The sequence below is a fragment of the Paenibacillus sp. GM2FR genome, from assembly GCF_002803325.1.
Taxonomy (GTDB): Bacteria; Bacillota; Bacilli; order Paenibacillales; family Paenibacillaceae; genus Paenibacillus_AQ; species Paenibacillus_AQ lautus.
Genome location: NZ_MKZM01000008.1, coordinates 1992234 through 2017565, shown reverse-complemented (window position 1 = coordinate 2017565; position 25332 = coordinate 1992234). Strand labels below are relative to the sequence as shown.

The 25332-nt window shown below is 52.4% G+C and carries 17 protein-coding genes and 1 pseudogene; 16 read left to right on the top strand and 2 right to left on the bottom strand.

The window, feature by feature from the left end:
• Positions 1 to 5 precede the first annotated feature (5 nt).
• The 5 genes from PAEVO_RS09170 (at position 6) to PAEVO_RS09150 (ending at position 9037) form a co-directional block, all read left to right on the top strand.
• Entirely contained in the window at positions 6 to 2219 is a 2214-nt protein-coding gene (locus PAEVO_RS09170; RefSeq protein ID WP_100537266.1) for an ABC transporter ATP-binding protein, read from the top strand.
• Positions 2220 to 2940: 721 nt separating this feature from the next.
• Positions 2941 to 3207, top strand: a complete 267-nt coding sequence (locus PAEVO_RS34780; protein ID WP_347708127.1) for an ABC transporter permease subunit — start codon at positions 2941 to 2943, stop codon at positions 3205 to 3207.
• A 124-nt stretch (positions 3208 to 3331) separates the two neighbouring features.
• Positions 3332 to 5200: a beta-L-arabinofuranosidase domain-containing protein gene (locus tag PAEVO_RS09160; protein WP_100537265.1), complete on the top strand. Its 1869-nt coding sequence runs from the start codon at positions 3332 to 3334 to the stop codon at positions 5198 to 5200.
• A gap of 195 nt (positions 5201 to 5395) precedes the next feature.
• Complete coding sequence (locus PAEVO_RS09155) at positions 5396 to 7294, top strand: family 43 glycosylhydrolase (RefSeq protein ID WP_243390695.1); 1899 nt, start codon at positions 5396 to 5398, stop codon at positions 7292 to 7294.
• Between the two features lie 351 nt (positions 7295 to 7645).
• Positions 7646 to 9037: an ABC transporter substrate-binding protein gene (locus PAEVO_RS09150; protein ID WP_100537264.1), complete on the top strand. Its 1392-nt coding sequence runs from the start codon at positions 7646 to 7648 to the stop codon at positions 9035 to 9037.
• A gap of 95 nt (positions 9038 to 9132) precedes the next feature.
• On the opposite strand, the gene PAEVO_RS09145 is transcribed toward PAEVO_RS09150, so the two are convergent.
• Complete coding sequence (locus tag PAEVO_RS09145) at positions 9133 to 9915, bottom strand: AraC family transcriptional regulator (RefSeq protein WP_100537263.1); 783 nt, start codon at positions 9913 to 9915, stop codon at positions 9133 to 9135.
• A 133-nt stretch (positions 9916 to 10048) separates the two neighbouring features.
• On the opposite strand from PAEVO_RS09145, the gene PAEVO_RS09140 reads away from it, so the two are divergent.
• The 9 genes and pseudogenes from PAEVO_RS09140 to PAEVO_RS09105 all read left to right on the top strand — a co-directional run bounded on the left by PAEVO_RS09140 (position 10049) and on the right by PAEVO_RS09105 (position 21871).
• Positions 10049 to 10873 (top strand): sugar phosphate isomerase/epimerase family protein, encoded by an 825-nt coding sequence (locus PAEVO_RS09140; protein ID WP_100537262.1) that lies wholly within the window; start codon positions 10049 to 10051, stop codon positions 10871 to 10873.
• 85 nt (positions 10874 to 10958) lie between these two features.
• Positions 10959 to 12227, top strand: a complete 1269-nt coding sequence (gene xynC / locus PAEVO_RS09135) for a glucuronoarabinoxylan endo-1,4-beta-xylanase XynC (RefSeq protein ID WP_100539384.1) — start codon at positions 10959 to 10961, stop codon at positions 12225 to 12227.
• Positions 12228 to 12575: 348 nt separating this feature from the next.
• A complete protein-coding gene (locus PAEVO_RS09130) occupies positions 12576 to 14891 on the top strand; it encodes a helix-turn-helix domain-containing protein (RefSeq protein ID WP_100537261.1) in 2316 nt (771 codons plus the stop codon).
• A gap of 274 nt (positions 14892 to 15165) precedes the next feature.
• Positions 15166 to 16140 carry an ABC transporter permease gene (locus PAEVO_RS09125; protein ID WP_207797500.1) on the top strand — a complete coding sequence of 325 codons (975 nt, stop codon included), beginning with the start codon at positions 15166 to 15168 and terminating at the stop codon, positions 16138 to 16140.
• Between the two features lie 24 nt (positions 16141 to 16164).
• A complete protein-coding gene (locus PAEVO_RS09120; RefSeq protein WP_015735508.1) occupies positions 16165 to 17085 on the top strand; it encodes a carbohydrate ABC transporter permease in 921 nt (306 codons plus the stop codon).
• 53 nt (positions 17086 to 17138) lie between these two features.
• Positions 17139 to 18797 carry an ABC transporter substrate-binding protein gene (locus PAEVO_RS09115; protein WP_100539382.1) on the top strand — a complete coding sequence of 553 codons (1659 nt, stop codon included), beginning with the start codon at positions 17139 to 17141 and terminating at the stop codon, positions 18795 to 18797.
• Positions 18798 to 19004: 207 nt separating this feature from the next.
• Positions 19005 to 19207: pseudogene (locus PAEVO_RS09110) on the top strand (amidohydrolase family protein); the annotation flags it as partial.
• 178 nt (positions 19208 to 19385) lie between these two features.
• Positions 19386 to 19529 carry a hypothetical protein gene (locus tag PAEVO_RS33750; protein WP_165789642.1) on the top strand — a complete coding sequence of 48 codons (144 nt, stop codon included), beginning with the start codon at positions 19386 to 19388 and terminating at the stop codon, positions 19527 to 19529.
• A gap of 32 nt (positions 19530 to 19561) precedes the next feature.
• Positions 19562 to 21871 (top strand): glycoside hydrolase family 95 protein, encoded by a 2310-nt coding sequence (locus PAEVO_RS09105; protein ID WP_100537260.1) that lies wholly within the window; start codon positions 19562 to 19564, stop codon positions 21869 to 21871.
• 41 nt (positions 21872 to 21912) lie between these two features.
• Here the strand turns inward: PAEVO_RS09105 and PAEVO_RS09100 are convergent, their stop codons facing one another.
• Positions 21913 to 22788: a helix-turn-helix domain-containing protein gene (locus PAEVO_RS09100; RefSeq protein WP_100537259.1), complete on the bottom strand. Its 876-nt coding sequence runs from the start codon at positions 22786 to 22788 to the stop codon at positions 21913 to 21915.
• Positions 22789 to 22957: 169 nt separating this feature from the next.
• On the opposite strand from PAEVO_RS09100, the gene PAEVO_RS09095 reads away from it, so the two are divergent.
• Both PAEVO_RS09095 and gucD read left to right on the top strand, forming a co-directional pair.
• A complete protein-coding gene (locus PAEVO_RS09095; protein WP_100537258.1) occupies positions 22958 to 23833 on the top strand; it encodes a fumarylacetoacetate hydrolase family protein in 876 nt (291 codons plus the stop codon).
• Between the two features lie 25 nt (positions 23834 to 23858).
• Positions 23859 to 25325: an alpha-ketoglutaric semialdehyde dehydrogenase GucD gene (gucD, locus tag PAEVO_RS09090; RefSeq protein WP_100537257.1), complete on the top strand. Its 1467-nt coding sequence runs from the start codon at positions 23859 to 23861 to the stop codon at positions 25323 to 25325.
• Positions 25326 to 25332: the final 7 nt, after the last annotated feature.

The following is a 25332-nucleotide window of genomic DNA, read 5'->3' as shown; positions in this document are numbered from 1 at the left end:
AATCGATGAATTTGAATTTCACGCTTTCAGAGCAGGATCTAGCTGCGGTACGGCAAGTCGTCGGAGCGGAGATCGCTTATTGCGTCCCGGCCGACCTGTCGCTGGAAGGGCGGCGGGTGGAAGGCTATCTTGCGATCGGCGGTGGCAGTTGGGCCTATGTGCAAGACGGCCAGGTGCGAGACGAGGGAAACATCGCGGACGCCAGCGATTATAAGCTGGTGCCGTTCGTTGGCAATGCAGTGCTCGAAGCCACGGAGAACGAGACGAAGCGAATCGTCGTCCGGGTGACGATGCAGCATGCGGCCAGGTACGGCTATATCGCCCAAATCTTGAATGACATGGCTGCCGCTCGCCCCATCCGTATTTATCATGATGAAGCGGATCCGGTTTGTGCAGCTTGCGGACGATCGCTCGTCCCGGGTACGCGGGTGTGTCCCCGATGCATGAGCAGAACAGCCGCTTTCAAACGACTGCTTCTCGTGTCGAGAAGGCACTGGCGAGGCTTAATGTTTGGGCTTGGCGTTCTGATCGTCGCTTCGGGACTGGCGATGGCTGGACCCTATTTCCAGAAGTTACTCGTCAACGCTGCGCTGCTGCCCCCCGCCGGGCAAGAAGCGAACGTTAGGGTGTTCTTCCTTGCCCTCGCCGGGATGCTGTTCGCCCTGGCCTTCGGCGAGCTGCTCGGCATCGCCAAAAACCGGATCATGGCCAGCGTCAGTACGGGCATTGCGGCCGATTTGCGCAAAACGGTATTCGATCGGATTCAGAACATGTCGCTCGGATTTTTGACGTCCCAGCGAGCAGGAGACCTGATGAACAGGGTGACGGCCGATACGGACCGCATCCGTCATTTGATTCAGGAGATGTGCACAACGGCCATCTACCAACTGATCATCCTGGTTGCGTCAGCGGCTCTGCTCTTTACCGCCGATTGGCGGCTAGCGCTGGTCGTGCTCCTTCCCGCTCCGTTCGTTGCTTATCTGCACTACCATATTTGGAGACACGTGCTGCACAAGCTGTTTCACAAGCAGTGGCGAATCTCCGATAAGGCGAACTCATTTCTTCACGACGTTCTAAGCGGCATCCGGGTCGTGAAGGCGTTCGGCCAGGAAGAGCGGGAAATCCGCAGATTCCGGAAATACAACGGCGAATTTGCCGCAGCCGCGATCAAGAGCGAGCAATTGTACAGCGTTTTATCGCCGATCTCGAATTATTTGATTCAGATCGGCCAATATCTCGTCCTCATGATCGGCTGCTACATGATTATCGGCCGGGAAATGAACGTTGGCGAACTGATTCAGTTCAGCGCTTACGCCGCAATGATATTCGGGCCGATCTCCTGGTTGATGTTCATGCCGCGCTGGATCGCGAATGCCGTCATATCAATGCATCGTGTATTCTCGGTGATCGACGAGCAGCCGGAAGTCATCGATGCAAAGAACGCGGTGGGCCACCGGATTCGGGGCTCGATCGAGTTCCGCGACGTTTTTTTCGGTTACCGATCGTATGAGCCTGTTCTGAAGGAAATCAACCTCACCGTGAAGCCGGGGGAGATGATCGGACTCGTCGGCCATTCCGGATCGGGCAAATCAACGACGATCAATCTGATTTCCCGTTTTTATGATGTGAACGAAGGGGAGATTCGGATCGACGATATCGATATCCGGATGATCCGGCAGGAAGATTTGCGCTCGCAGATCGGAGTCGTGCTGCAGGAGACGTTCCTGTTCAGCGGGACGATCGCGGAGAATATTCAATACTCGAAGCCGGGCGCGAAGCCGGAAGAGGTTATTGAGGCGGCCAAAATCGCCAACGCGCACGATTTTATCATCAGCTTGCCTGACGGTTACGACACGAGGCTGGAAGAGAACGGAAACAATCTGTCGGGAGGCGAGCGTCAGCGGATCGCCATCGCGAGGGCCGTGCTGAACGATCCGAGAATCCTCATTCTGGACGAGGCGACGGCTTCGCTTGATATCGAGACGGAAGCGGCCATCCAGGAGGCACTGAGACGGGTGACGAAGAATCGCACGACGATCGCTATCGCGCATCGTCTCTCTACGCTGCGAAATGCCGACCGGCTTATCGTCCTTGACAAGGGGCGGATCGCCGAAATCGGCACGCATCGAGAATTGGTGAAGAAGCAGGGAATTTACTACAATCTGATCTCCGCCCAGCGCGGCATGTCCCGCAAGAGCGACCCTTCCGTGGTGGTATGACGCCGCCAGATGCTTACTGTGAAATAGACGATATGGAAAACACAAAGATGGATCTTTATGAACGTTGGAGAAATTGAGCCAAGTTTCCTATTCTGAGCTGCTGCCCGACATAGTAAAGATTACACTGAACTGTTCATCCGGGTGACCCTAAGTCTGCAAGATAGCCTGGGAAAAAACACGCTGTCGACCGGAGACAGGCTGAAACGGTTTAAGGGAGGGCTGAGAGGATAACGGGCTGATCGAACCTATTTTCAATTCGGCCGATATTTACTTATTACCTCCAGCCAGCCGGGAGTGGATGGATGATTATGAGAAAGTGGTGCCGGGTCATCGCACATTTCCCATTTGTTTGCGTTTTATCCGTGCGAAGGTATTAACGTGAATTCCACGCCCGAGCTGACTTAGCGGCTCGAACGACATGGATCGCAGGCTGGCTAACGGCGTCGGACATACCGCTGGAGCCGAGCGTGGTTCATCAACTTCTGGGTACAACCGTTGGATGCCGACAAAGCTTACGAATACGTAAGAGCGATGCTCCACCACTCCTCTGGTTTGATCCGTCTGCTGTCCGTTTCGCGTAACAGCTGGAGCGATGGGTAAGTTAGAGGGCTGCTGTCACGCTTATCCCGACTTTTCTCGGTTGGCAAATGGTGGTCGAATCCAACAGTTATTTGCCCTTGATTTTGCCAGCCTGGTTCGGTGGCGGAGCGTTTAACATTATATTAATAAGGCAGTTCATAGAACGATCCCTAAATCACTTGACGAAGCAGCTCTTGTTGACGGAGAAGGTTATTTTTACATTTTCACGCATGTTATTTTTCCTTTATCCAAATCGGCCGTCATTGTGGTTGCGCTGTTTCAGTTTCTGGGTGTGTCGAACGATTTTTTGGGCCCGCTTGTTTACATCAACAAGGAATCTAAGTTCACGCTGGCGCTTGGTGCCTGCAGCAATTTATTGGCTATTACACAGCTCAATGGGAGTTGTTGATGGCGGCGGCCACGATGGTTCTCGTTCCGCCTATTATGCTGTTTATGTCAGGACAAAAGTACTTTATTAAAGGCATTGCGGTATCCGGGCTGAAAGATTCCGACATATCGAAAGGAGGAACTCAATGAAAGCATTGAGAGGCAAACAGGTCATTTTGAAAGAGCAAGAACTGATTCGCAGGGAACGAGCGAACAGAAGCTATCTGATGAAGCTGGACAGCGGTCATCTGTTGTTTAATTATCATTTGGAGGCCGGAAGATTTCATGGAAGAACGATTCCCGAAGGTGCGCACGGCGGTTGGGAAACGCCGGTCTGCCAATTGCGCGGCCATTTTCTTGGTCATTGGTTGTCTGGTGCGGCGTTGCATTATGAAAAAAGCGGCGACATCGAATTAAAGGCCAAACTGGATGCTATTGTGCATGAATTGCATGAATGCCAACGCGATAACGGCGGTCAGTGGGTCGGTCCGATACCCGAAAAATATCTGCACTGGATTGCAAGCGGAAAAAGCATCTGGGCGCCCCAATACAATTTGCACAAAATATTAATGGGGTTGGTCGATGCCTGGCAATATGCCGGTAATCGGCAGGCCCTGGATATCGTGGATCGGTTCGCGGACTGGTTTGTCAAATGGAGCGGCACATTCACAAGAGAGCAATTCGACGATATTCTCGATGTGGAGACAGGCGGAATGCTTGAGGTTTGGGCCGATCTGTTGCACATAACCGGAGCGGACAAATATCGTGTGCTGTTAGACCGGTATTATCGCAGTCGGCTGTTTCAACCCTTGCTGGAGGGCAAGGATCCGCTTACGAATATGCATGCTAACACTACGATACCGGAAGTGCTCGGCTGTGCGAGAGCTTATGAGGTTACCGGAGACGACAGGTGGCTGTCCATCGTCCAAGCGTATTGGAATTGCGCTGTAACGGAAAGGGGAAGCCTTGCGACAGGCGGTCAAACCGCTGGAGAGGTCTGGATGCCGAAGATGAAGATGAAGGCACGCCTAGGTGACAAAAATCAGGAGCATTGTACTGTCTATAACATGATCCGACTAGCAGATTTCTTATTTCGTCAATCTGGCGACCCTACCTACGCGCAATATATCGAGTACAATCTATACAATGGCATTATGGCGCAATCCTATTATCAGGAATATGGTTTGACTGGTAGTCAGCATAACTATCCTAGAACCGGCCTGCTGACCTATTTCCTCCCCATGAAGGCCGGTCTGCGCAAGGAGTGGAGCACGGAAACCGACAGCTTCTTCTGCTGCCACGGCACGATGGTTCAGGCGAATGCGGCCTGGAACATGGGAATTTATTATCAGGACGGGGATATCGTCTATATCAGTCAATATTTCGATTCCGAGTTGGACGCAAGTATCGCTGGAACCCTCATACGTATCGTACAGACGCAGGACAAAATGAGCGGTAGCCTCCTATCCTCGTCTAACACGGCCGGGTACCAAGCTATTAATGATACAGCGTCGATAAATGAAAATATACCTACTTTTCGCAAATACGATTTCATCGTATCTGCTGCCGCACCGACAACGTTCACGCTCCGCTTCCGCATACCTGAGTGGATCATGGCGGGAGCATCCGTGTACGTCAATGACGTTCTGCAGGGGACGACTCTGGACAGCGAGAACTTCTATGACATTCACAGAGAATGGAAGGAAGGCGATACCGTCTCGATTATGCTGCCAATCGGCATTCGGTTTGTTCCGCTACCGGACGATGAACGAACATGTGCCTTCCGATACGGGCCAGAAGTGTTGGCAGGCTTGTGCGAATCAGAACAGCAGCTCTATATGAGGGATGAGAATATTGCGTCCGCTATCGAGAACGAAAATGAACGTGAATGGGGGAGTTGGCGGTATTTCTTCAAGACAGTCAACCAGGAACCTGCCATCACGTTCAAACGAATTCGGGATATCGGGTACGAACCTTATCAAATTTACTTCAAAGTAACGCGTACAAAATTATAGTGAAGAGAGAAAAATAAAATATTCTGTGTGTCCAGCCGATCAACATCCATTCCTGCGATAGATCTAGGCTGATGACTAGTAACATCAAACAGGCGGATACTGAGATCGGTAAAATTGCCATTTCCGTAATGGAGATTTGAGAGATGTAAGCTGTCGGAGTCTCATATAACGTTCATGTTCGGCGGGACGATCGGAGTGAATATTCATTACTCGAAGCCGACTGCAAAGCTGGAAGAGATTATTCTTGAAAAGCCTTATCCGTTAGGAGGGAAGGAGCAGCGTATGGAAAATGAAATTCTCAGCGTTCTCTGCTATACGAGAGAACCGCTTGAACCGGAAATCTATTCCCCGAAGCTTGCATATAGCATGCATCTCGCTTACACCGAAGACGGGATGAGTTATCGGGAGCTTAATCACAACTCGGGGGTGCTGTTCGCTAAAGCCGCCGAGCTCTCAAACGCCACGCTGTCCGCCAAGAGTTTGAAGAATCCGTACCTGTTCCACATGGCTGACGGAAACTTTGGCGTACTGGCCATTCGGACGGAAGCGGACGGTTCTCCTGATCAGCAGAGCAAGGGCTCGGTGCTTTTGTTCACTTCCCCGGACTTGCTGCAGTATCGGGAGCTCGGTCTGTTGAACCTAACGAACGGGCTTCATGTACAAGATATCATGTGCGAATATGAACATGCTTCCAGAAGGTATATCCTTCGTTGGCGTGAAGAAGACGGAAGGTATTATCAAAGGGAAATGGCGGACGTGACATGCCCGGACGACGCTGCCAAGCCGAAGCCGTGCGAAGCTTTCACGCTAAGCCCGAGACGCGTCGACATTGAAGGAGCAGTGCCCCGCAATGCGATACGTGTATCGCGAGGCGTGGCTCAGAGGCTGATTCATAAGCTTACGGTACCGGTTCATGTGCGTAATGAACTGCCGGAGCGTGTGGCCGTTACGTCCAAAGAACAGTTACAAGCCGTTAAAGTGACGGCGATATACAGTGATGGCACAACCGCGATCAAGCCGATTGAGTGGGATGCGTCCGAGATCGATTGGAGCCGTCCCGGAACTTATCGCATTTCTGGAAGCATTCGGCAGGATCGCTATACGTTTCCGATGGCGACGAACCTTGCCGACCCTTGCATTGCGCAGTGGGACGGAAGGTATTATTTTGTCGCGACCAATGATGCCGACGGCAACCATACGATATCGATCCGGGAGGCGGATTCCATATTCGGTCTGGTCTCGGCAGAAGAAACCAAAATCCTGGATACAGGCATGCATGATCATCTGAAGCGATTTCTGTGGGCGCCTGAACTTCATGGCATCGGCGGCGATCTGTATATTTTTCTTGCCGGCAGCAGCGGCGAATTCAAAGACATTCAATCGCATGTTATGCGGTTAAAGAATGGCGGCAATCCGAGAATGGCTGCGGATTGGGGGACCCCAATCCGGGTCGCCAGGAATGACGGAAGCCCGCTGTTTCAAGCCGGCATAACGCTGGACATGACCGTATTAGAGCGGAAAGACCGTTTATATGTGCTCTGGGCGCAAAGGGAATTGGTACCGCATGACCTGGGCTCGTGGATCTATATCGCCGAGGCGGATCCGAGGGAACCGTGGAGACTGATATCGGAGCCTGTCCTGCTGTCCAAGCCCGATTACGGCTGGGCGAACAATCAAACGTTCGTGGAGGAAGGGCCCTTTGCACTCATGACAGACCGGAAGATCTTCGTGACGATATCCGGTGCTCTGGTCGATGCCACGTATTGCGTCGGCATGCTCAGCGTCAATTCTGACGCTGATTTGCTTGACCCGAACCAATGGACGAAGCGAAATTACCCGCTGCTAACCTCCAGAAGCGTGCCGGGCGAATACGGGCCAGGACACAATTCTTATGTGAAGGACGAGGAAGGAACGATCTGGAGCGTATATCACGCTCGTCCAGGCATCGGCCAACCCCGCTGCTCGGGTCTCCGTCGCGTGCATTTCGACGTTGACGGTGAACCAATGCTGGGCTTGACGGAAGAGAAGGACCTGAATCCAGCGCTTGCGTCCGTATACCTGGATGTGCAGGTGGAAGCATTGGTGGAAGGATGACGGAACAACAACTTTTCTGGGTTTGTGCGAATTGTTGAACATGAAGAACAAAAGAAGCGCCGTGTTCCCGTGTGCGGGTACGCAGCGCTTCTTTTGCGTTTTGACGACGTGACCCGAGGTTAATCCTTTGCCAATGATGAATTCAGATTGGGCACACCGTCTAGCCGACGCTCATGCGCTTTCCACTTTCCGGCCCTTTGCGTTGCCCAGAGCATCAACACTTTTAGTAATTACAAATCATGTTTAGTTTCTCTCTGGTCCGTTAACGCAAGCAGTTATATGATCTTGGTAGCTACAAAATGTAAGCGCTGCAACATGAATGCAGCCATGACCAAGGGAGGGGAATAACGCATGTGGATGCGAAAGATCAGCCTGCTGTTCTGCAGTCTGATTCTGGTGTTCATGATGGCATGCAGCAGCGGTTCGGGCGGTGATCTGAAGTCGAGCGAACCCGGCATAGCGAATGAGGCCGTCAACGAGCCTGCAGTGAAAGACGAGGAACCGGCAGACCAACCAAGCGGCCAGGAAGACATAACCGGTACGCCGGAAATGGATTTTGATATGGGCGGCAGCACCATCAAATGGGTGTCCTGGTATGACGAGTCCATTCAGGAAGACAACCCTGACAACATTAATCGGAAACGAAATTTGGAAGAGTTAATGGAAAAGCATAATTTTAAAATGGAATACGTAACCGTGGATTTCGGCGAGTATCAGGACAAGGTGACAGCTTCGCTGGTAGCGGGCGAACCGATCGGCGATATCATCCGGGTTGCAAGGCCATGGATGATTCCGACGCTGGTCAATCAAGGTTTGTTCGCGCCAGTGGATGAATACACCAAGAATGAGAAGGTATTCATCCAGCAGTATACGAACGAGTACTCCCAATACGAAGGAAGGGGCTACGGGTTCAGGACGGGGATCAACGGCGCGTCATCCGGCATTTTCTATAACCGCACGTTAATGAATCAATTGGGCATGAAGCCATTGCAGGAATACGTGAACGAAGACAAATGGAATTGGGATACGTTCATTCAAGTCGCGAAAGAAGCGAACAAAGATTCAAATAACGACGGCAAGTTGGATATTTGGGGTCTTGCAACCGCTTCCCTGCTGGTTCCTGCCATGGCTTCGAACGAAGCGAATCTGGTCATTCTCGATAAGCAAGGCATTGAGGATCCAAAAACCTTGGAAGTGCTGAACTTCTTGTCGCGCCTCGCAACCGAGGCGGTCGGGAGACCAACGGAAGGGGGAGACTGGACCGAGCCGGGCCAATTTTTCCGCCAAGGCAACACATTGATGTTTGCAGGCAGCGATTATGAAATGGAAAACTTCAAGAAGGACATGCCGGATTACGATATCGGCTTTCTCCCATTCCCGAAAGGGCCAAGCGCAACAAGTTATCATTCGCATAATACGATCCCAAACTACTTGACGATTCCAAGCGCGGTGGAGCATCCCGAACGTCTGGTCTACATTTATGAGAAAATCAACGATATCTACTCGATCTACGACTATCCGAAACAATCTACGCTGGAGACTTTATTCAGCAACGAGGACGATATTGAAAATGCCAAGATGGCCGGTGAGAGCATTAAAGTGATCGATACCGACAGCGGATATCCATCGATGCCTTATTACGAGTTTATAGGGGAAATCATGGAAGGCATCCCGGTTTCGACGGTCGTCGAGAAATATAAAGGACCGTTCCAGTCAGCGATTGATGCGGTTTGGAAAAAGTGAGCAGGGATCGTCAAGCATAACAGCTGCCCTCGCATCCTCTTTCGATTAGGAGGGCGGCTTCAGGTAAAGCCATTCGTGTTGGAAAGCGATTTCGATTAATGCCTCTTAATGGCAGAGGGAGGATAGCCTTTCGATTCCTTGAACACTTTGCTGAAATAGGAAAGGTCATAAAAACCGCAGCATTCCGCGGCTTCCGTAACAGTACAATTGCCGGTCGCCAGCATGATTTCAGCATTATTTACGCGAACGCGCTGCAGGTATTCCTTGTAGGTCGAACCGGTGTTCAGCTTGAATAGCTTTCCAAGGTAGACGGGGTGGAGATTGAGCTGCTCGGCAAAATCGTTTAACGTCAAGTCTTCCGCATAGTGCTCTTCGATGAATGCTGTCAGTTTCTTGATCCGCGGACCCATCTGCATCGTCGTTTGGCGATGCATGCAGCGGAGCAGCCGATGGAGAATGAGTTCGAACAATGCGCGCGCATGGATCATATAAAACGGTTGTTTATTCATCCACACGAGGTTGAACTCACGGATGTAGGCAAGAATCTCCTTGGTGATCAATTTCTTTGTGACCACGCCAAACGGAAGCCGGATATAATTATGCGGCTCGGCCCAGAAAAAATTGAACGGATACGCATGCATGGGCGACTCCTTACATGTATGGGCTTCTCGTACGCTTCCTCCGGGAACGTATACCAGGTCGCCTGCTTCGACTGCAAATTTTTTGCCGTCAATGTAGTAGTTTGCCCGGCCCTCAACAACGAACGTCAAATCATGAAATCCGATTCGGGACTTCTGAATTTTCCAATCCGGATAACATTTACGGTCTACGAACAGAAAGATATTCGGTACGAGATGAGGGTGATATTCAAGCTCCATGCGAAAATCGCCTCCTTTTAAAAAAATTGTAACGTCCTAATGAACTTTTACAACCTGAGATTGGATTGTAATTTTACCATGGAATCGCCGCTTGCTATTATCGAAATTTTCAGCTAAGAAAGGGAATGGTCGAATGATCACGTTAACCGGGTTTGCGGATGAGATCTCCCAGGATTTGGAGGAACAGCTGGATGTCCTTGAATCCGAAAGCATCCGTTATCTTGAGCTTCGAGGCGTATGGGGGAAAAACGTGCTGCAGTTAACGGAAGAAGAGTTGTCTGGCATAAAAGAACGATTATCGCAGCGGGGGGTCGGAGTCTCCTCAATCGGATCGCCGATCGGGAAAATCCAAATCACCGACGACTTTGAACCTCATCTCGAACATGCCAAGCATGCCGTTCGTTTGGCTAAGTATTTCCAGGCGCCTTATGTCCGCGTGTTTTCCTTTTACATTCCCGACGGAGACCACGAGAAGTATCGGCTAGAGGTAATACGGCGCATGCTTCGGCTCGCTCAGTTGGCAGAGCAGGAAGGCATTGTACTGCTTCATGAGAACGAAAGCCATATTTACGGAGACACCGGCGAGCGATGCTTGGAGTTGCTTCAATCAGTTTCGTCCCCCCATTTGCGGGCGGCATTCGATCCGGCGAATTTCGTGCAGTGCGGCGTGAAACCCGTAGGCGAGGCCTACCCATTGGTCGGCGACTATACGGCGTATATCCATGTCAAAGACGCCATGATGGGGAAGGGGATGGTCGTGCCCGCAGGCGATGGAGACGGCGAGCTACGTCTGCTCCTTCAAGAGCTTAGCCGCAGGCGGTATTCCGGCTTTCTGTCTTTGGAGCCGCATCTGCGGGCCGCCGGAAGGTTCGAGGGATTCACCAATCCCCAACTATTCGTCGAGGCTTCCAAAGCGATAAAGCGATTGCTAACTGAGGAAGGGATGGAGTGGAATTGAAAGGTCGGATATGAATTCAACCGAGTGCATCCTGACACGAATCCAAAAAAAAAATTTTGGGAGGAGCAGTCTCATGAATCGTTTCTTGATTTCACGTTATAAGAAAGCCATAAGTGCATGTTTGGCCCTTGTCCTTGCGTTGTCTCTCATGGCGGCACCTGGCGATGTTGCCGCAGCCAGCGACGCCGTTGTGAATGTATCGTCGGAGAAACAAGTGATACGCGGTTTCGGAGGCATCAACCACCCGGCATGGATCGGAGATTTGACGGCAGCACAGAGAGAAACCGCATTCGGAAACGGAAACAACCAGTTAGGATTCTCGATATTAAGAATCTACGTGCACGAAGACCGAAATCAGTGGTACCGTGAACTGGATACGGCCAAACGAGCGATTGCCCTTGGAGCTATCGTATTCGCTTCGCCATGGAATCCGCCCGCCGACATGGTCGAGACCTTCAACCGCAACGGCGATACGTCGGCAAAGCGACTTCGTTACGACAAGTATGCCGCTTATGCCCAGCATCTTAACGATTTCGTAACCTACATGAGAAACAATGGCGTGAATCTCTACGCGATTTCCGTCCAGAACGAGCCCGATTATGCGCATGACTGGACGTGGTGGACGCCGCAGGAAATGCTTCGCTTTATGAAAGAAAATGCCGGATCGATCAACAGCAGAGTGATCGCACCGGAATCATTCCAATATCTGAAAAATATGTCGGACCCGATTCTAAATGATCCCCAGGCGCTTGCCAATATGGATATTCTTGGCGCTCATCTATACGGTACCCAAGTTAGTAATTTCGCGTATCCACTATTCAAACAAAAAGGAGCGGGAAAAGACCTCTGGATGACCGAGGTGTACTACCCGAACAGCGAAAACAACTCGGCAGATCGCTGGCCCGAAGCCCTGGATGTGTCCTACCATATCCACAACGCGATGGTAGAGGGAGATTTTCAAGCTTACGTATGGTGGTATATCCGCAGATCCTACGGTCCGATGAAAGAGGACGGCACGATCAGCAAACGCGGCTACAATATGGCTCATTTCTCCAAATTTGTCCGTCCCGGCTATATCAGGGTGGATGCTTCGAAAAATCCAGAAACGAACGTTTACGTATCAGCCTATAAAGGCGACAACAAAATCGTTATCGTTGCCATAAACCGGAACAACTCCGGGGTCAATCAAAACTTTGTCCTTCAGAATGGATCCGTTTCGCAGGTATCCCGATGGATCACGAGCAGCAGCAGCAATCTCCAGCCAGGAACGTCTCTCAATGTAACAGGGAGCAATTTCTGGGCTCATCTTCCCGCGCAAAGCGTTACGACTTTTGTGGGTGAACTCGGACGGTAACACATCGTTTACGGTACTGTTAACAAAGCGTATGATAAGGGCTGTCTTCAAGTCACAAGGGTGACTTGGAAGGGCAGCTCTTTGTTCTGGGCTGGTAATCAGTAAGGAAATCCACGAAGTGCCGACACACAGCTCGCAGTGGTTCCTGCCAAACCCCTTAATGTTTATATTAGCTCTGATTGATCATATTGCCTCGTAAAGGAATTTGCGTCCTTTCGCTCATAGCCTATTGCCATATCGTATGCAATTGTACTCCGAGGAAGGAATTGTACCTTTTTCTTGCGAACAGTCAAGTGTATCATCGAATTGCTTCAGTTTTGAAAACGCTTTCTATTGAGGAGGGTACATATGCAGCGTTTATGGTCCAAGTTCTCCCCCGTGTTCCGCAGATTTCTGATTTCCTACCTGATTGTGCTGTTAATCCCCCAAATCGCAGGTTATGCATCGTACAGGGCTTCGATTGAAGTAGCAAAATCAAGCTCGATCGAAAACAGTCTGAGTTCATTGAATCTGGGAAAAGAGATCATCGAGCGGCATCTGGTGGAGGTGGAAGCCTTCACGAAGCAGCTTGCGATCAATCAGGATTTATATCGTCTGATCGCCGATCCCAAGCCGCTCGACAGCAACAACGTTTACGGCTTAGGGAGGATGCAGCGCAGTCTGTCCATGTACAGCAGCACGAACGATTACCTGTCCAATTTCTTCATCTACATACGCAATTATAACGCCATTATTACGCCGAGCACCGTCTATTACCGGCCTGAGCATTATTACGAGGCGAATCGGCTTGAAGGAATGACGTTCGAGGAATGGGAAGAGGCCGTATTAAAGAAACCTCATCTAAATGAGTTGATTCCGCTTAAGAAATATAGGCGGGAAATCCGCGATACGGTGTTTGTCGAAATACCGGCAGTCACGTTTCTCCAGTCGATACCGCTTAACAGCTTCAACAATCCACAGGCGATGATCGGCGTTATGATCGATGAAGATCATATGGGCAGCCTGCTGCAAAACATCGTTGACCAATACGGCGGCTGGGCGGTGGTTGCGGACCGGGAAGGCAGCTTGATCCTGTCCCGCGGCATCGGCGAAGAGGAAGCCAAGCGCTTCACCGAAGCTCCGGGAGACGAAAACGGCGACGTCAGCCCAACGGGCGACGGCAGACTGTTGATTTCCATCCGGTCCGACCTGAACGGGTGGACCTATATCGCCGGAATACCCGAGCAGGTGCTGTTGACGAAGGCCGACAAAATCCAGCGGGTCACGACGACGTTTACGCTGGCTGCGCTGGTCATCGGTTTGCTGATCGGACTTGTGCTCGCGTACCGGCACAGTGCTAATCTCCATTCGCTCCTGTCCGTGTTTCGCGAGCAAAACCACATTTCTCGGGAGAAGATCGGTAACGAGTATGATTTTCTGGCCGGCAATATCGCGGCGCTGATCGCAAACAATGAATTGCTGGAGTCTTCACTGAACGATCAGCTCCCGCTGCTTAGGGATGCGTTTATCAAGCGGCTGTTGACAGGCGACTTCTATACGCTGCGCGAGATCGAGGCGGTCTCCGGTCAAACCGGAGTCCGCCTCCGCGGCGAGCATGGACGTGCAGGCATTCTAAAAGTTGCCGGATATGGCAGCGCTGACAGTGAGGAAATCATCCAGGAACTCAGCGTCGCAAGGTTGATCGTCCGGCAGGGCTTGAGCCGGCTGGAACCCGATGTGCTGGTTACGGACTGGGGTTCGGACCAGATCGCTTTCGTGCATGCGCTTGCCGGAGAGCCGCTGGACGATTTACATCGTCGCCTGGAAGCCGGTTTGCTCGAACTGGTCGATACCGTATATCGGCAGCATCGGTTGTCGATCACGATCGGGCTGGGTTCGGTGTTCGACGCGTGGAACGGCGTAGCTGACTCGTTCAACGAAGCGCAGCAAGCGTTGGAATATGCCGTCCACACTGGGGCAGTCACCATCACCCGGTTCGAGGATGCGATGAAAGCAACGGAGCTGTACTATTATCCGATTGAATCCGAACAGCGTATGCTCAATACGCTTAAGGCGGGTGAACTGGAGGAAACAAGCCGCCTTCTTGACCAGCTGTTCAGCCGGAACTTTGAAGAAAGGGAGCTGTCGTACGATATGACGCAGCAGTTTGTGACGGAGCTCAAGGGAACCTTTTTGAAGCTGGCCGAACAAAAAATATTCCACGAAGACTCGTTGACCGACCATATCAAGGAACAGATCGCGGCCGTTACGACGACGGACGGGGTCGATCAGCTCAGGGACAGATTCGGGAAGCTCATTCATGATATCTGCATGGACGTCCGGAAGAAAAAATGCGACATGCATGCCGAGACCGTGGGTGAGATCATCCGCTATATCCACGAGCGTTACTCCGACGCAGAGTTGACGCTTTATCGTATCGCGGAGCATATTGGCAAGCCCGAAAAGTATATCTCCCAAATGTTCAAGGAACATACGGGAACGAATCCTTCGGACTACGTTGAGCTGGTGAGGATCGGCAAGGCGGCCGAGCTGCTGCAGGAGAACCTATTGACGATTGACGAGATCGCCGCGCAGGTGGGGTATAACAGCGCCCATTCATTTCGGAGGGCCTTCAAGCGGGTTCGCGGCGTGTCGCCGAGCACATTCCGGCAAATGGCCGATTAAGGAGACGGCGATCTCGCCAATCTTTTGCGTAAAAGGGAGGTCAGCCGTCTGCTTAATCAAAGGGGATCGAACGTGTTGGCGGACGTTTTTTAATCGAATCCGCCTAATGAAAAACCTAGTAAAATCAAGGCTTGGAAAGCATCCGTTTCCGAAATTGTACGGCAAGGGAGAAAGTGTGCCTTTACGAAGCCGAGCGTGCAATTTTATGATTACGCTCAAGAAAGCGCTGCCAAATAAGTTCTGGCTTCATTGGCAGCTACTCATCGAAGGAGGGATGGAACTGAGTACTCTATTTTCCAAGTCCAAAACGGTCAGAGCCCCGAGCGGCAAGCGCTCGGAAATCGGAAGAGCCGCCTATCGAAGCTTCAGAAGACATTGGCAGCTGTATCTGCTGGTCATTCCGCCGGTCTTGTACTTCATCATCTTCAAGTACTTGCCTATGGCAAACACCGTGCTAGCATTCAAGAATTATAACGTAATGAAAGGGATTTGGGGGAGTCCATGGGTCGGCACACAGTATTTCGAGATGTTTTTTCGCAACCCTGCGTTCGTGACACTGATCAAAAATACGCTGTACATTTCGTTCTATCAATTGATCGTCGGGTTTCCGATCCCGATTCTGCTGGCGTTGGCCTTGAACGAGGTGAAGAGCGCAAGGTTCAAAAAAACCGTGCAGATGGTCACCTATGCGCCATATTTCATCTCCACAGTGGTCATGGTGTCCATCATCATGCTGTTCCTGTCCCCGCGTCTTGGGATCGTGAATACCATTGCTGGCGCGCTTGGCTTTGAAGCGGTCAATTATCTTGGAGAGCCTGGCATGTTCCGCACGATCTACGTGCTGTCCGACGTATGGCAAACCATGGGCTATTCCGCGGTGATTTATCTTGCTGCTCTGGCGGGAGTGGACCCGTCATTATATGAAGCGGCCAAAGTGGATGGCGCCAATCGGTTCCAGAAAATCCTGAACGTCGATCTTCCCGGCATTCTGCCGGCCGCGGTCATCATTCTGATTCTCAGTGTAGGCAACATCATGGCACTCGGCTTCGAGAAAATGTACTTATTGCAGAATCCGCTGAACTTGTCCTCGTCCGAGATCATTTCCACGTATGTGTACAAAATCGGATTGCTGAACGCGAACTACAGCTTCGCCACGGCGGTAGGATTGTTCAATTCATTGATCAATCTGGTGCTGCTCCTAGTCGTCAACGCCATTGCCAAGCGGGCATCCAATACCAGCCTCTGGTAAATTTCACAAAAAGGAGTGAGTGACATGAACGCATTACGGGCCCATTCCGGAAGCCGACGGAGCGTGAGGATCAAGGAGTCGCTGGGGGACCGTATTTTTCTGAGCGTGACCTACATCTTGCTGATCTTGGTTTTAATTGCCGTCCTGTATCCGCTTATTTACATCGTAAGCTCGTCCCTGAGCAGTCCAAGCGCCGTCTCTGCAGGCAAGGTGTGGCTGTGGCCGGTCGACGTATCGCTGGCAGGGTACGAGGCGGTGTTCCGAAACGGCCAGGTGCTGACAGGCTATGCCAATTCGCTGTTTTATACCGTTGCCGGTACGTTCATCAGCGTATCCCTGACCATCATGGTCGCTTACCCGCTGTCGAAAAAGTCATTCTTCGGCCGCACGCCGCTTATGGTTTTCATTACTTTCACCATGCTGTTCTCCGGCGGGTTGATCCCGACCTATCTGGTCGTCAAATCGATGGGCATGATCGATACCCGCTGGGCGCTGCTCATTCCGAATGCCGTTTGGGTATGGCAGGTCATTATCGCCAGAACCTTCTTTCAGACCTCGATCCCGGATGAGCTTTCCGAGGCGGCAGACATTGACGGGTGCAGCGACATCCGCTACATTTTCAGCGTCGTTCTTCCGCTTGCCAAACCGATTATCGCCGTGCTCTCGCTTATGTACGCGGTGGGGCAGTGGAACGCCTATTTCGATGCCTTGATCTACTTGAAATCGCAATCGCTCTATCCACTTCAGCTCATTCTCCGCAGCATTCTCATCCTGGGAAGCGGAACGGGCAATATGGACGCCGGGGAGATGGTGAAGCAGCAGCAAATGGCCGAGCTCATGAAATACTCGCTTATTGTGGTGGCAAGCCTCCCGGTGCTGGTGATCTATCCGTTCGTGCAGCGCTATTTCGTGCAAGGCATGCTGATCGGCTCCGTGAAGGGCTGATCGTGGGCAGAGCCCGTTATGTTGTATTACCAATTCATGAGGGGGAGATTGATTTGAGAAAAACAGCAACTCGTCTGCTTGTTCTCATACTGATGCTTAGTTTCGTGCTTGCCGGATGCTCCGGCGGAAATGACAACCCGGGAAGCGCAGGGAAGGAAGGCGGCATGCCGGACTCCGGCGAGAAGGTAACGATCAACGTTTTTGCCCATCAAGGATCGGATATGGATCTGAAAACCAACAAGTTTACGAAAAAAATGGAAGAGCAATTCGGCATCAAATTCAATTGGACAACCGTTCCGTTTGACGGCGCGGCCGAAAAACGGCAAATCTCGCTCGCGTCCGGCGACTATCCGGATTTGTATATGCTTATTCCATGGGTAGACCGTTTCTCGCAGACGGACTTATTGAAGTTTGGACAGCAGGGAGTGATCATCCCGCTGAACGACCTGGTCGATGAGCATGCTCCGCACATTAAGGAAGTGCTGGAGAACAACGAATATTATAAAGCGATGAACACCGCGCCGGATGGCAACATTTACGGATTGACCGGCTTAAACGAATGCTTCCACTGCTCCTACCCGAATAAAATGTGGATCAATACGAAGTGGCTTGATCAGCTCGGGCTTGCGCAGCCGACGACGCCGGAAGAATTCAAAGCGGTTCTCGAGGCCTTCAAGACACAGGATCCGAACGGCAACGGCAAGGCGGACGAAGTGCCGCTCAGCGGATCCGTCGAAAATTTCGGCGTTCACGTAATCCCGTACCTTATGAACGGCTTTATATACAACGACGACAGAACGTATCTCATCATGAAGGAGGGCCAGGTAGACACCGCCGCGAACAAACCGGAATGGCGGGAAGCGCTGGCCTACATCAAATCGCTTTATGATGGGGGGCTCATTGACCCGGGAGCCTTTACGCAAAATGCAGGCGCGTACAAAAAAATCGGGGATAACGCGGACGCACAGCTGTTGGGCGCCGGGGCCGGCATGCATCCCGCCTTGTTCCTGACGACGGGAGAAGACGCGCCGTACAGCAAGGACTATAACCCGCTTCCGCCTTTGCGAGGACCGCATGTCGATTATGCAACATTCAACTATCCGATTGATCCGGGCGCATCCTTCGTCCTGACGAATAAAGCGAGCAAAGAGGCCCAAATCGCCGCCATTCAAATGCTGGACTATTTCTACACGCAAGAAGGCGCGATGCTTTCCTACCTCGGTGAAGAAGGCAAAAGCTGGCGCAAGCCGCAGGATGGAGAAATCGCGCTGAACGATAAAGTGGAGCCGCTCTATAAAGCGATCCCGCTTGAACCCGGGGAACAGCCCCGCAATGACAATTGGGGAGCATTAACCCAATATAACCATCACCGGGCATACCGCGATGCCGAGGTTCAGGGCACAGATATTTACGCCGATGACGGTTACGAACGCCGCCTGTACGAGGCAACGCTATTGATGGAAGGCAAGGAGCCACAAGATATCTTCCCGCACTGGGCGCTATGGGTCGACCCGCTGGTTGCCGACGAAGCCAGCATGATGCAGACGAACATCAAGGACTATATTGACCAGAACGCCTTGCTGTTCATCACCGGTGCCAAGAGCCTAGATAAGGATTGGGATGATTACTTGAAAGGGCTGGAGGGTCTGAACATGCCGCGTTATATTGAAATCATGCAGGCTGCTTACGATTCATCGACAATATCGAAATAAACCGTGGCCCGATAAGCCCGGCTTCTTGGAGGCAGGAGTCTTCGCTCAGGACGCGGGGGCTCTTGTCTTCATTATTTTTAAAGTTCGGCGTTTAAGTGATCTTCGATTTGGGACCGTGACATCAAAAAAAGGTACAAAAATGCGGGATTCGGAAATTTCGATTCGGTTATCGGATGTTACAACAAGGTGGAATGGAGGTTGTGTTCGATGCGCATTGACGCCCATCAGCATTTTTGGAAAATCGAACGCAACGATTACGGATGGATGACGCCCGAAATTCCGGTGCTTTACCGCGACCATTTGCCTTCCGATCTCAAACCGCATTTGCAGAGACACGGCATCGGCCATACGATTCTTGTTCAGGCGGCGCCGAGATCGAGGAAACCGAATTCACTCTGAAATTAAGCGAAACGGCCGTACGGGCAGCGCCTCGTCGATGGAAAGCGCCTTTGGGCTCGTCGGCCACGGCGGTTCCTAGACGTTTGTCGGGTTGGTAAAAAGCACGATTACCTTTAACGATCCCGATTTTCACGCGCGCGAAAAGACGGTGCAGGGTAGCCGAATGCGACGCGGGAGGACTTCGAGCGGGTGATTGCGGCCATAACCGGCGGCTGCATTGACATCGCCGATTACATTATCCACCGAAGCTCGCTCGAGGACATGATCGACAGGTTCGACAGCTGGCTCTTGCCGGAATCGAAGGTGATCAAGGCGTTGGTGGAGCTGAACTAGTTCAAATAGCGATAGCGGATTGGAGGAGAAGCATGACAAGTTTGAATGGCATGGAACTGAAGCATCGCTTGTGGTATAGGAAACCGGCGGCCGAATGGAATGAGGCGCTGCCGATCGGAAACGGCCGGCTGGGCGCGATGATCTTCGGCGGCACGGCCGAGGAGAAGCTGCAGCTTAACGAGGATTCGGTATGGTACGGGGGCCCGCGCGACCGCAACAACGAAGATGCGCTGCCCCATTTGCCCGAGATCCGCAAGCTGATTATGGAAGGCAGGCTGCAGGAAGCGGAGGAGCTGGCGGCGATGACGATGGCGGGGCTACCCGAAGCGCAGCGGCACTATGTGCCGCTCGGCGATCTGCTGCTGTCGTTCGGCCAGCATGGCCAGCTTGCCGAGGATTACATGCGGGAGCTTGATTTGGAGCGCGGTGTATCCCGGGTCAGCTATCGGATCGGCGGGATCAGGTATACGCGCGAGCTGTTTGCCAGTTATCCGGATCAGGCGATCGTCATCCGCATCACCGCCGACAAGCAGGAGGCGGTCACGTTCAAAGCCCGGTTCAACCGCCGGAACTGGAGGTACGTGGAGAAGACGGACAAATGGGAGGCGAGCGGGCTGGTCATGCGCGGGGATTGCGGCGGCGAAGGAGGCAGCTCCTTAAGCGCCGTCTTGAAGGCGGTCCCGGAAGGCGGCGTCTGCCGCACGCTTGGCGAGTATTTGCTGGTGGACGGCGCAAGCTCGGTCACATTGCTGCTTGCCGCCGGAACGACGTTCCGGCATCCCGACCCGGAGCTTGACGGCAAACGGCGGCTGGAGGAGTTGAGCCGAGTTCCGTATGCCGAGCTGTTAGCCCGGCATGTCGCCGATTACCGCGAGCTGTACGGACGGGTCGAACTGAAGCTGCCCGAGGATCCGGACAAAGCCGCGCTCCCGACCGATGAACGGTTGAAGCGGTTCCAACACGGCGAGGAAGACCACGGCCTGATCGCGACCTATTTTCAATTCGGGCGCTACCTGCTCATTGCCTCCAGCCGGCCGGGCTCTTTGCCCGCGAATCTTCAAGGCATCTGGAACGATAGCTTTACTCCCCCATGGGACAGTAAATTCACGATCAATATTAACACGCAGATGAACTACTGGCCTGCGGAGATCTGCAATCTGTCCGAATGCCATGAGCCTTTGTTCGATTTGATCGAAAGGATGCGTTTGCCTGGGCGGGTCACGGCAAGCGTCATGTACGGCTGCCGGGGATTCACGGCGCATCACAATACGGATATATGGGCGGACACGGCACCGCAGGACACGTATCTTCCGGCTTCATTCTGGCCGATGGGAGCCGCCTGGCTGTGCCTGCATTTATGGGAGCATTACCGCTTTGGCCAGGACCGTTCTTTTTTGGCGCATGCCTATGAGACGATGAAAGAGGCTGCGTTGTTCCTGCTCGATTATTTAATGGAAAATAACGAGGGTGTTCTGGTAACTTGTCCATCCGTCTCCCCCGAGAACAGCTACAGGCTGCCAAACGGCGAGACAGGGGTTCTCTGCGCCGGGGCTACGATGGATTTTCAGATTATCGAAGCCCTGTTTAAGGCTTGCATCCGCAGCGGAGAAATCATCGAGAGGGATGAGGCGTTCCGCGAGGAGCTCGCTGCCGCCTTGAAACGGCTGCCCAAACCGCAGATCGGCAAATATGGACAAATTCAGGAGTGGATGGAGGATTACGAGGAGGTGGAGCCCGGACACCGCCACATCTCCCATCTATTCGGGCTTTATCCGGGCGAAGGCATTAACGTGGATTCCATGCCGGAGCTGGCCGCAGCGGCTCGGACGACTCTGGAACGCAGGCTGGATAACGGCGGCGGACACACCGGCTGGAGCCGGGCGTGGATCATCAACTTCTGGGCACGGCTGTTGGATGCCGACAAGGCTTACGAAAACGTAAGAGCAATGCTCCATCACTCCACGCTGCCTAACCTTTTCGACAACCATCCACCATTCCAAATCGACGGTAATTTCGGCGGCACGGCGGGTATTGCCGAGATGCTGCTGCAAAGCCACGCCGGTCGAATCCGGCTGCTGCCCGCTTTGCCTGACAGCTGGAGTGATGGGGAAGTCAGAGGTCTGCGGGCACGAGGCGGCTTCACCTTGAATTTCATCTGGACGAAGGGACAGGTAACTGAAGCGGTCGTGACCTGCGCGGTTTCCGGTCCGTGCCGATTGGAAGCTCCTGGACTTGACCCCGTTTCGTTTACGGGAGAAGCCGGCCGGTCTTACACGTTCACCCAGAAAAGGGATGAGAGAGCAACAATTAACTTTATTGCTCGTGATACGCATTCTTCATGAGGTTACTGATCCGGCTCATAAGCTAATGCCCGTTGCTGGACTCAGTTTCTGTATTCACTGGGCGCCATCCCTGTCCACCGCTTGAACTGGCGGCTGAAATGCGCATTGGTCTTATATCCTAGCATCATCGCGATATGGTCCATGCTTAAATCCGTTTGCTTTAACAGCCGCTGAGCTTCGCCCAAAAGGGTTTCTGACAAGAACTTGCGAGGTGCTTTGCCGTACACTTCACGAAAGATCCGATTGATCTGGGAGGGACTAAGATTCAGCGACTTGGCGATGTCCTGGATCCAGGTTCGCTCGCTTTCCTGAATTTCACCATGAAGATGAATATATCGCACGGAGTCCTCTATTTGGTCGGCCACCTGACGGGCAATGGCTTCTTTTCTTGTCAAGGTTACGGATACGTTCTGAGACAACTGGCCGACCAGGGTGCCGAGCAGTTCAAAGACGGCTGCATGCACTTTCATCTGTTTGAAGGCCGGTAATGAGCTGGACAAGTGCTCTCTGGCCAGATCAAATAATGTAGATAGAGAGGAAGACAGTCCCTGGGCCAATGCCGAATCGGCCGAATAATAAATGTCCTTGCAGCGGTTGAGTTCTCTGCAAAACGAAGTATCGTGTACGCTGAAATGAACGGAAAAGTAAGTGAAGCCCTGCGTTCCGGCGCCGGTGCAGGAATGAGTCATACCGGGATGGATGAACAACAGGTCTCCGGCGGACTGTCTGTACAACTGTCCGTTGACCACCATGTTCATCTCGCCATCCATCAACCAGTGGATCTCATACATGGAATGCTCATGAGACGGATAAGTCCAGTGGGAATCCACCTTTCTTGCGTGCAGTCCTAATAATTGAAAAGACATTCGAACATCGGGCAGACGGCCTAAATATACAGCTTCTGAAAGCTTGGTCACAGCAACCTCCTCGAAAAAATCTGAATTCCAGATACGGATACATTTATATTAACAGAATTACAATGCGTGAAAAGGATAAATCGACGTCATGATTAGCACATCGTCAGGGACCATCTGTGATGCTAAGGTAATACTATCAACCCAAAGGGGAAATGGGAGGCAAGCCTGAATGAGAATAATTCGATTTCTGGACGGGCAACAGAAGCGGCTGGCAGCAGTTACGGATGATGAAAGAGTCTATCGTCTGCCACAGTCGGATTTTATGACTCTGATCCATCAAGCCAGGGAGCGTGGGATCTCTCCTGTCCAACTGGTTGAAAGCGCTTTTAGTCCGGCGAATGAGTTGGCTGGTGACTGGACTTCTCTGCACCTTGTCACGCCAGTGGAAGCACCGGAGGTATGGGCGGCAGGCGTTACGTATCAACGAAGCCGCGAAGCACGAAATTATGAAGCAACGGATGGAAAACTGGATGCGGAGACATTTTACGATAAAGTTTATGAGGCTGAGAGGCCTGAGATCTTTTTCAAATCCACGGCTGCCCGCACCATCGGACCGAACGAGGCCGTCACGCTGCGCAGTGATTCCACATGGCAGATCCCTGAGCCTGAGCTGGGATTGGTGCTTGGCGCAGACGGCAGCATTGTGGGATATATCGTCGGCAATGACATGAGCTGCCGCGATATCGAAGGGGAGAACCCGCTGTACCTGCCGCAAGCAAAAATATGGCGCAATTCCTGTTCCATCGGACCGGCCATCCGGCTTGCGGAAACGGTACAGAATCCATATGCATTCAGCATCGTCTGCGAGATTTATCGCGAGGGTCGCATTGTCGTTAAGAGCGAGGCGAGTACGAGTGAATTAAACCGAAAGCTGGATGAGCTGGTCTCGTTCTTGGCAAAGGACAACGATTTATTCGATGGTACGGTGCTTTTGACAGGCACAAGCATTGTGCCGCCTAATGATTTTACGCTTGAGCCCGGGGACCGGATCGCAATTTCGATCAGCAGTATCGGAACGCTGGTGAACCGTGTCTTATCAAATTAGTTTTTAATAAGGAGGACATATTTCCATGACGGCATTTCAGGGAGAGCAAGTATACAGGAACTATATCAACGGAGAATGGATAAAGGCTGCGTCCGGAGAAACCGAACCCAGCATCAATCCGGCAAACCGGAATGAGGTAGTCGGTTATGTGCCGGTTTCCAATATAGAGGATCTGAACCGTGCTGTAGGAGCGGCCAAAGCAGCAGGCCGGGATTGGCGGAGATTAACCGGCGCGGAACGCGGCAATGTTCTGTTTCGGGCGGCGAATGCGCTGGAACTCCGGGCCGAGGAGGTCGCCGAGGCGATGACCAGGGAAATGGGTAAAACGCTAGCTGAAGCTAAAGGAGAAACGATGCGCGGCGTTGCGATCCTAAGGTATTACGCCGGTGAAGGGATGCGAAAAATCGGCGATGTCATTCCTTCCACGGACAGCGAAGCGCTGATGTTTACGACACGCGTACCGCTTGGCGTCGTGGGGGTCATTGCTCCATGGAATTTTCCCGTAGCGATTCCGATTTGGAAGACGGCCCCGGCTTTGATCTACGGCAATACGGTTGTGTTAAAGCCGGCACAGGAAACAGCGGTCACGGCAGCCAAAATCATGGAATGCTTTGAGGAAGCGGGAATTCCGGCAGGCGTTCTCAATCTTGTATGCGGCAGAGGATCGGTGATCGGATCTGCGCTTGCCGAGCATCCGGATGTCAACGGGATCACGTTCACGGGTTCCAACGAAGTCGGAAAGCGTGTCGGCGCAGCCGCATTGGAACGCGGGGCCAAGTATCAACTTGAAATGGGCGGCAAAAATCCGATCATTATCGCGGCAGATGCCGACCTGGACTTGGCAGTCGAGGCCACCATCAGCGGCGGCTTGAAATCCACCGGCCAGAAATGCACCGCCACCAGCCGGGTCATTGTTGAACGAAAAGTATATGAAGCCTTTAAAGAAAAGCTCCTGTCGCAAATCCGGGAGATCCGATTGGGCGACGGCATGTCATCCGAAAGCTGGATGGGCCCGTGCGCGAACGAAGGACAGCTCGAAACGGTGCTGAGCTATACTCAAAAAGGGCAGGATGAAGGTGCCGTACTGCTGACCGGCGGAAAAAGAGCGGACGGTCCAGGGCTTGAAGATGGATTCTATGTCCAGCCGACCGTATTTGAGGGTGTCGAACCGCATATGTCCATCGCCCGGGAAGAAATCTTCGGCCCTGTGCTTGCGTTGATCGTAGTGGATTCCCTGGAGGAAGCCATAAAGACGGCCAATGACAGCGACTATGGCTTGAGTGCCTCCATCTATACGCAAAATGTCGGGGCAATGCTGTCTTTCATCCGGGATATGGATGCCGGATTGGTCAGGATCAATGCGGAAACGGCCGGCGTAGAGCTGCAGGCACCGTTCGGCGGGATGAAGATGTCAAGCTCGCATTCCAGGGAACAGGGTCAAGCGGCGATCGAGTTTTTCACTACCATCAAAACAGTCTTCGTAAAGTCATAAGTTGCAG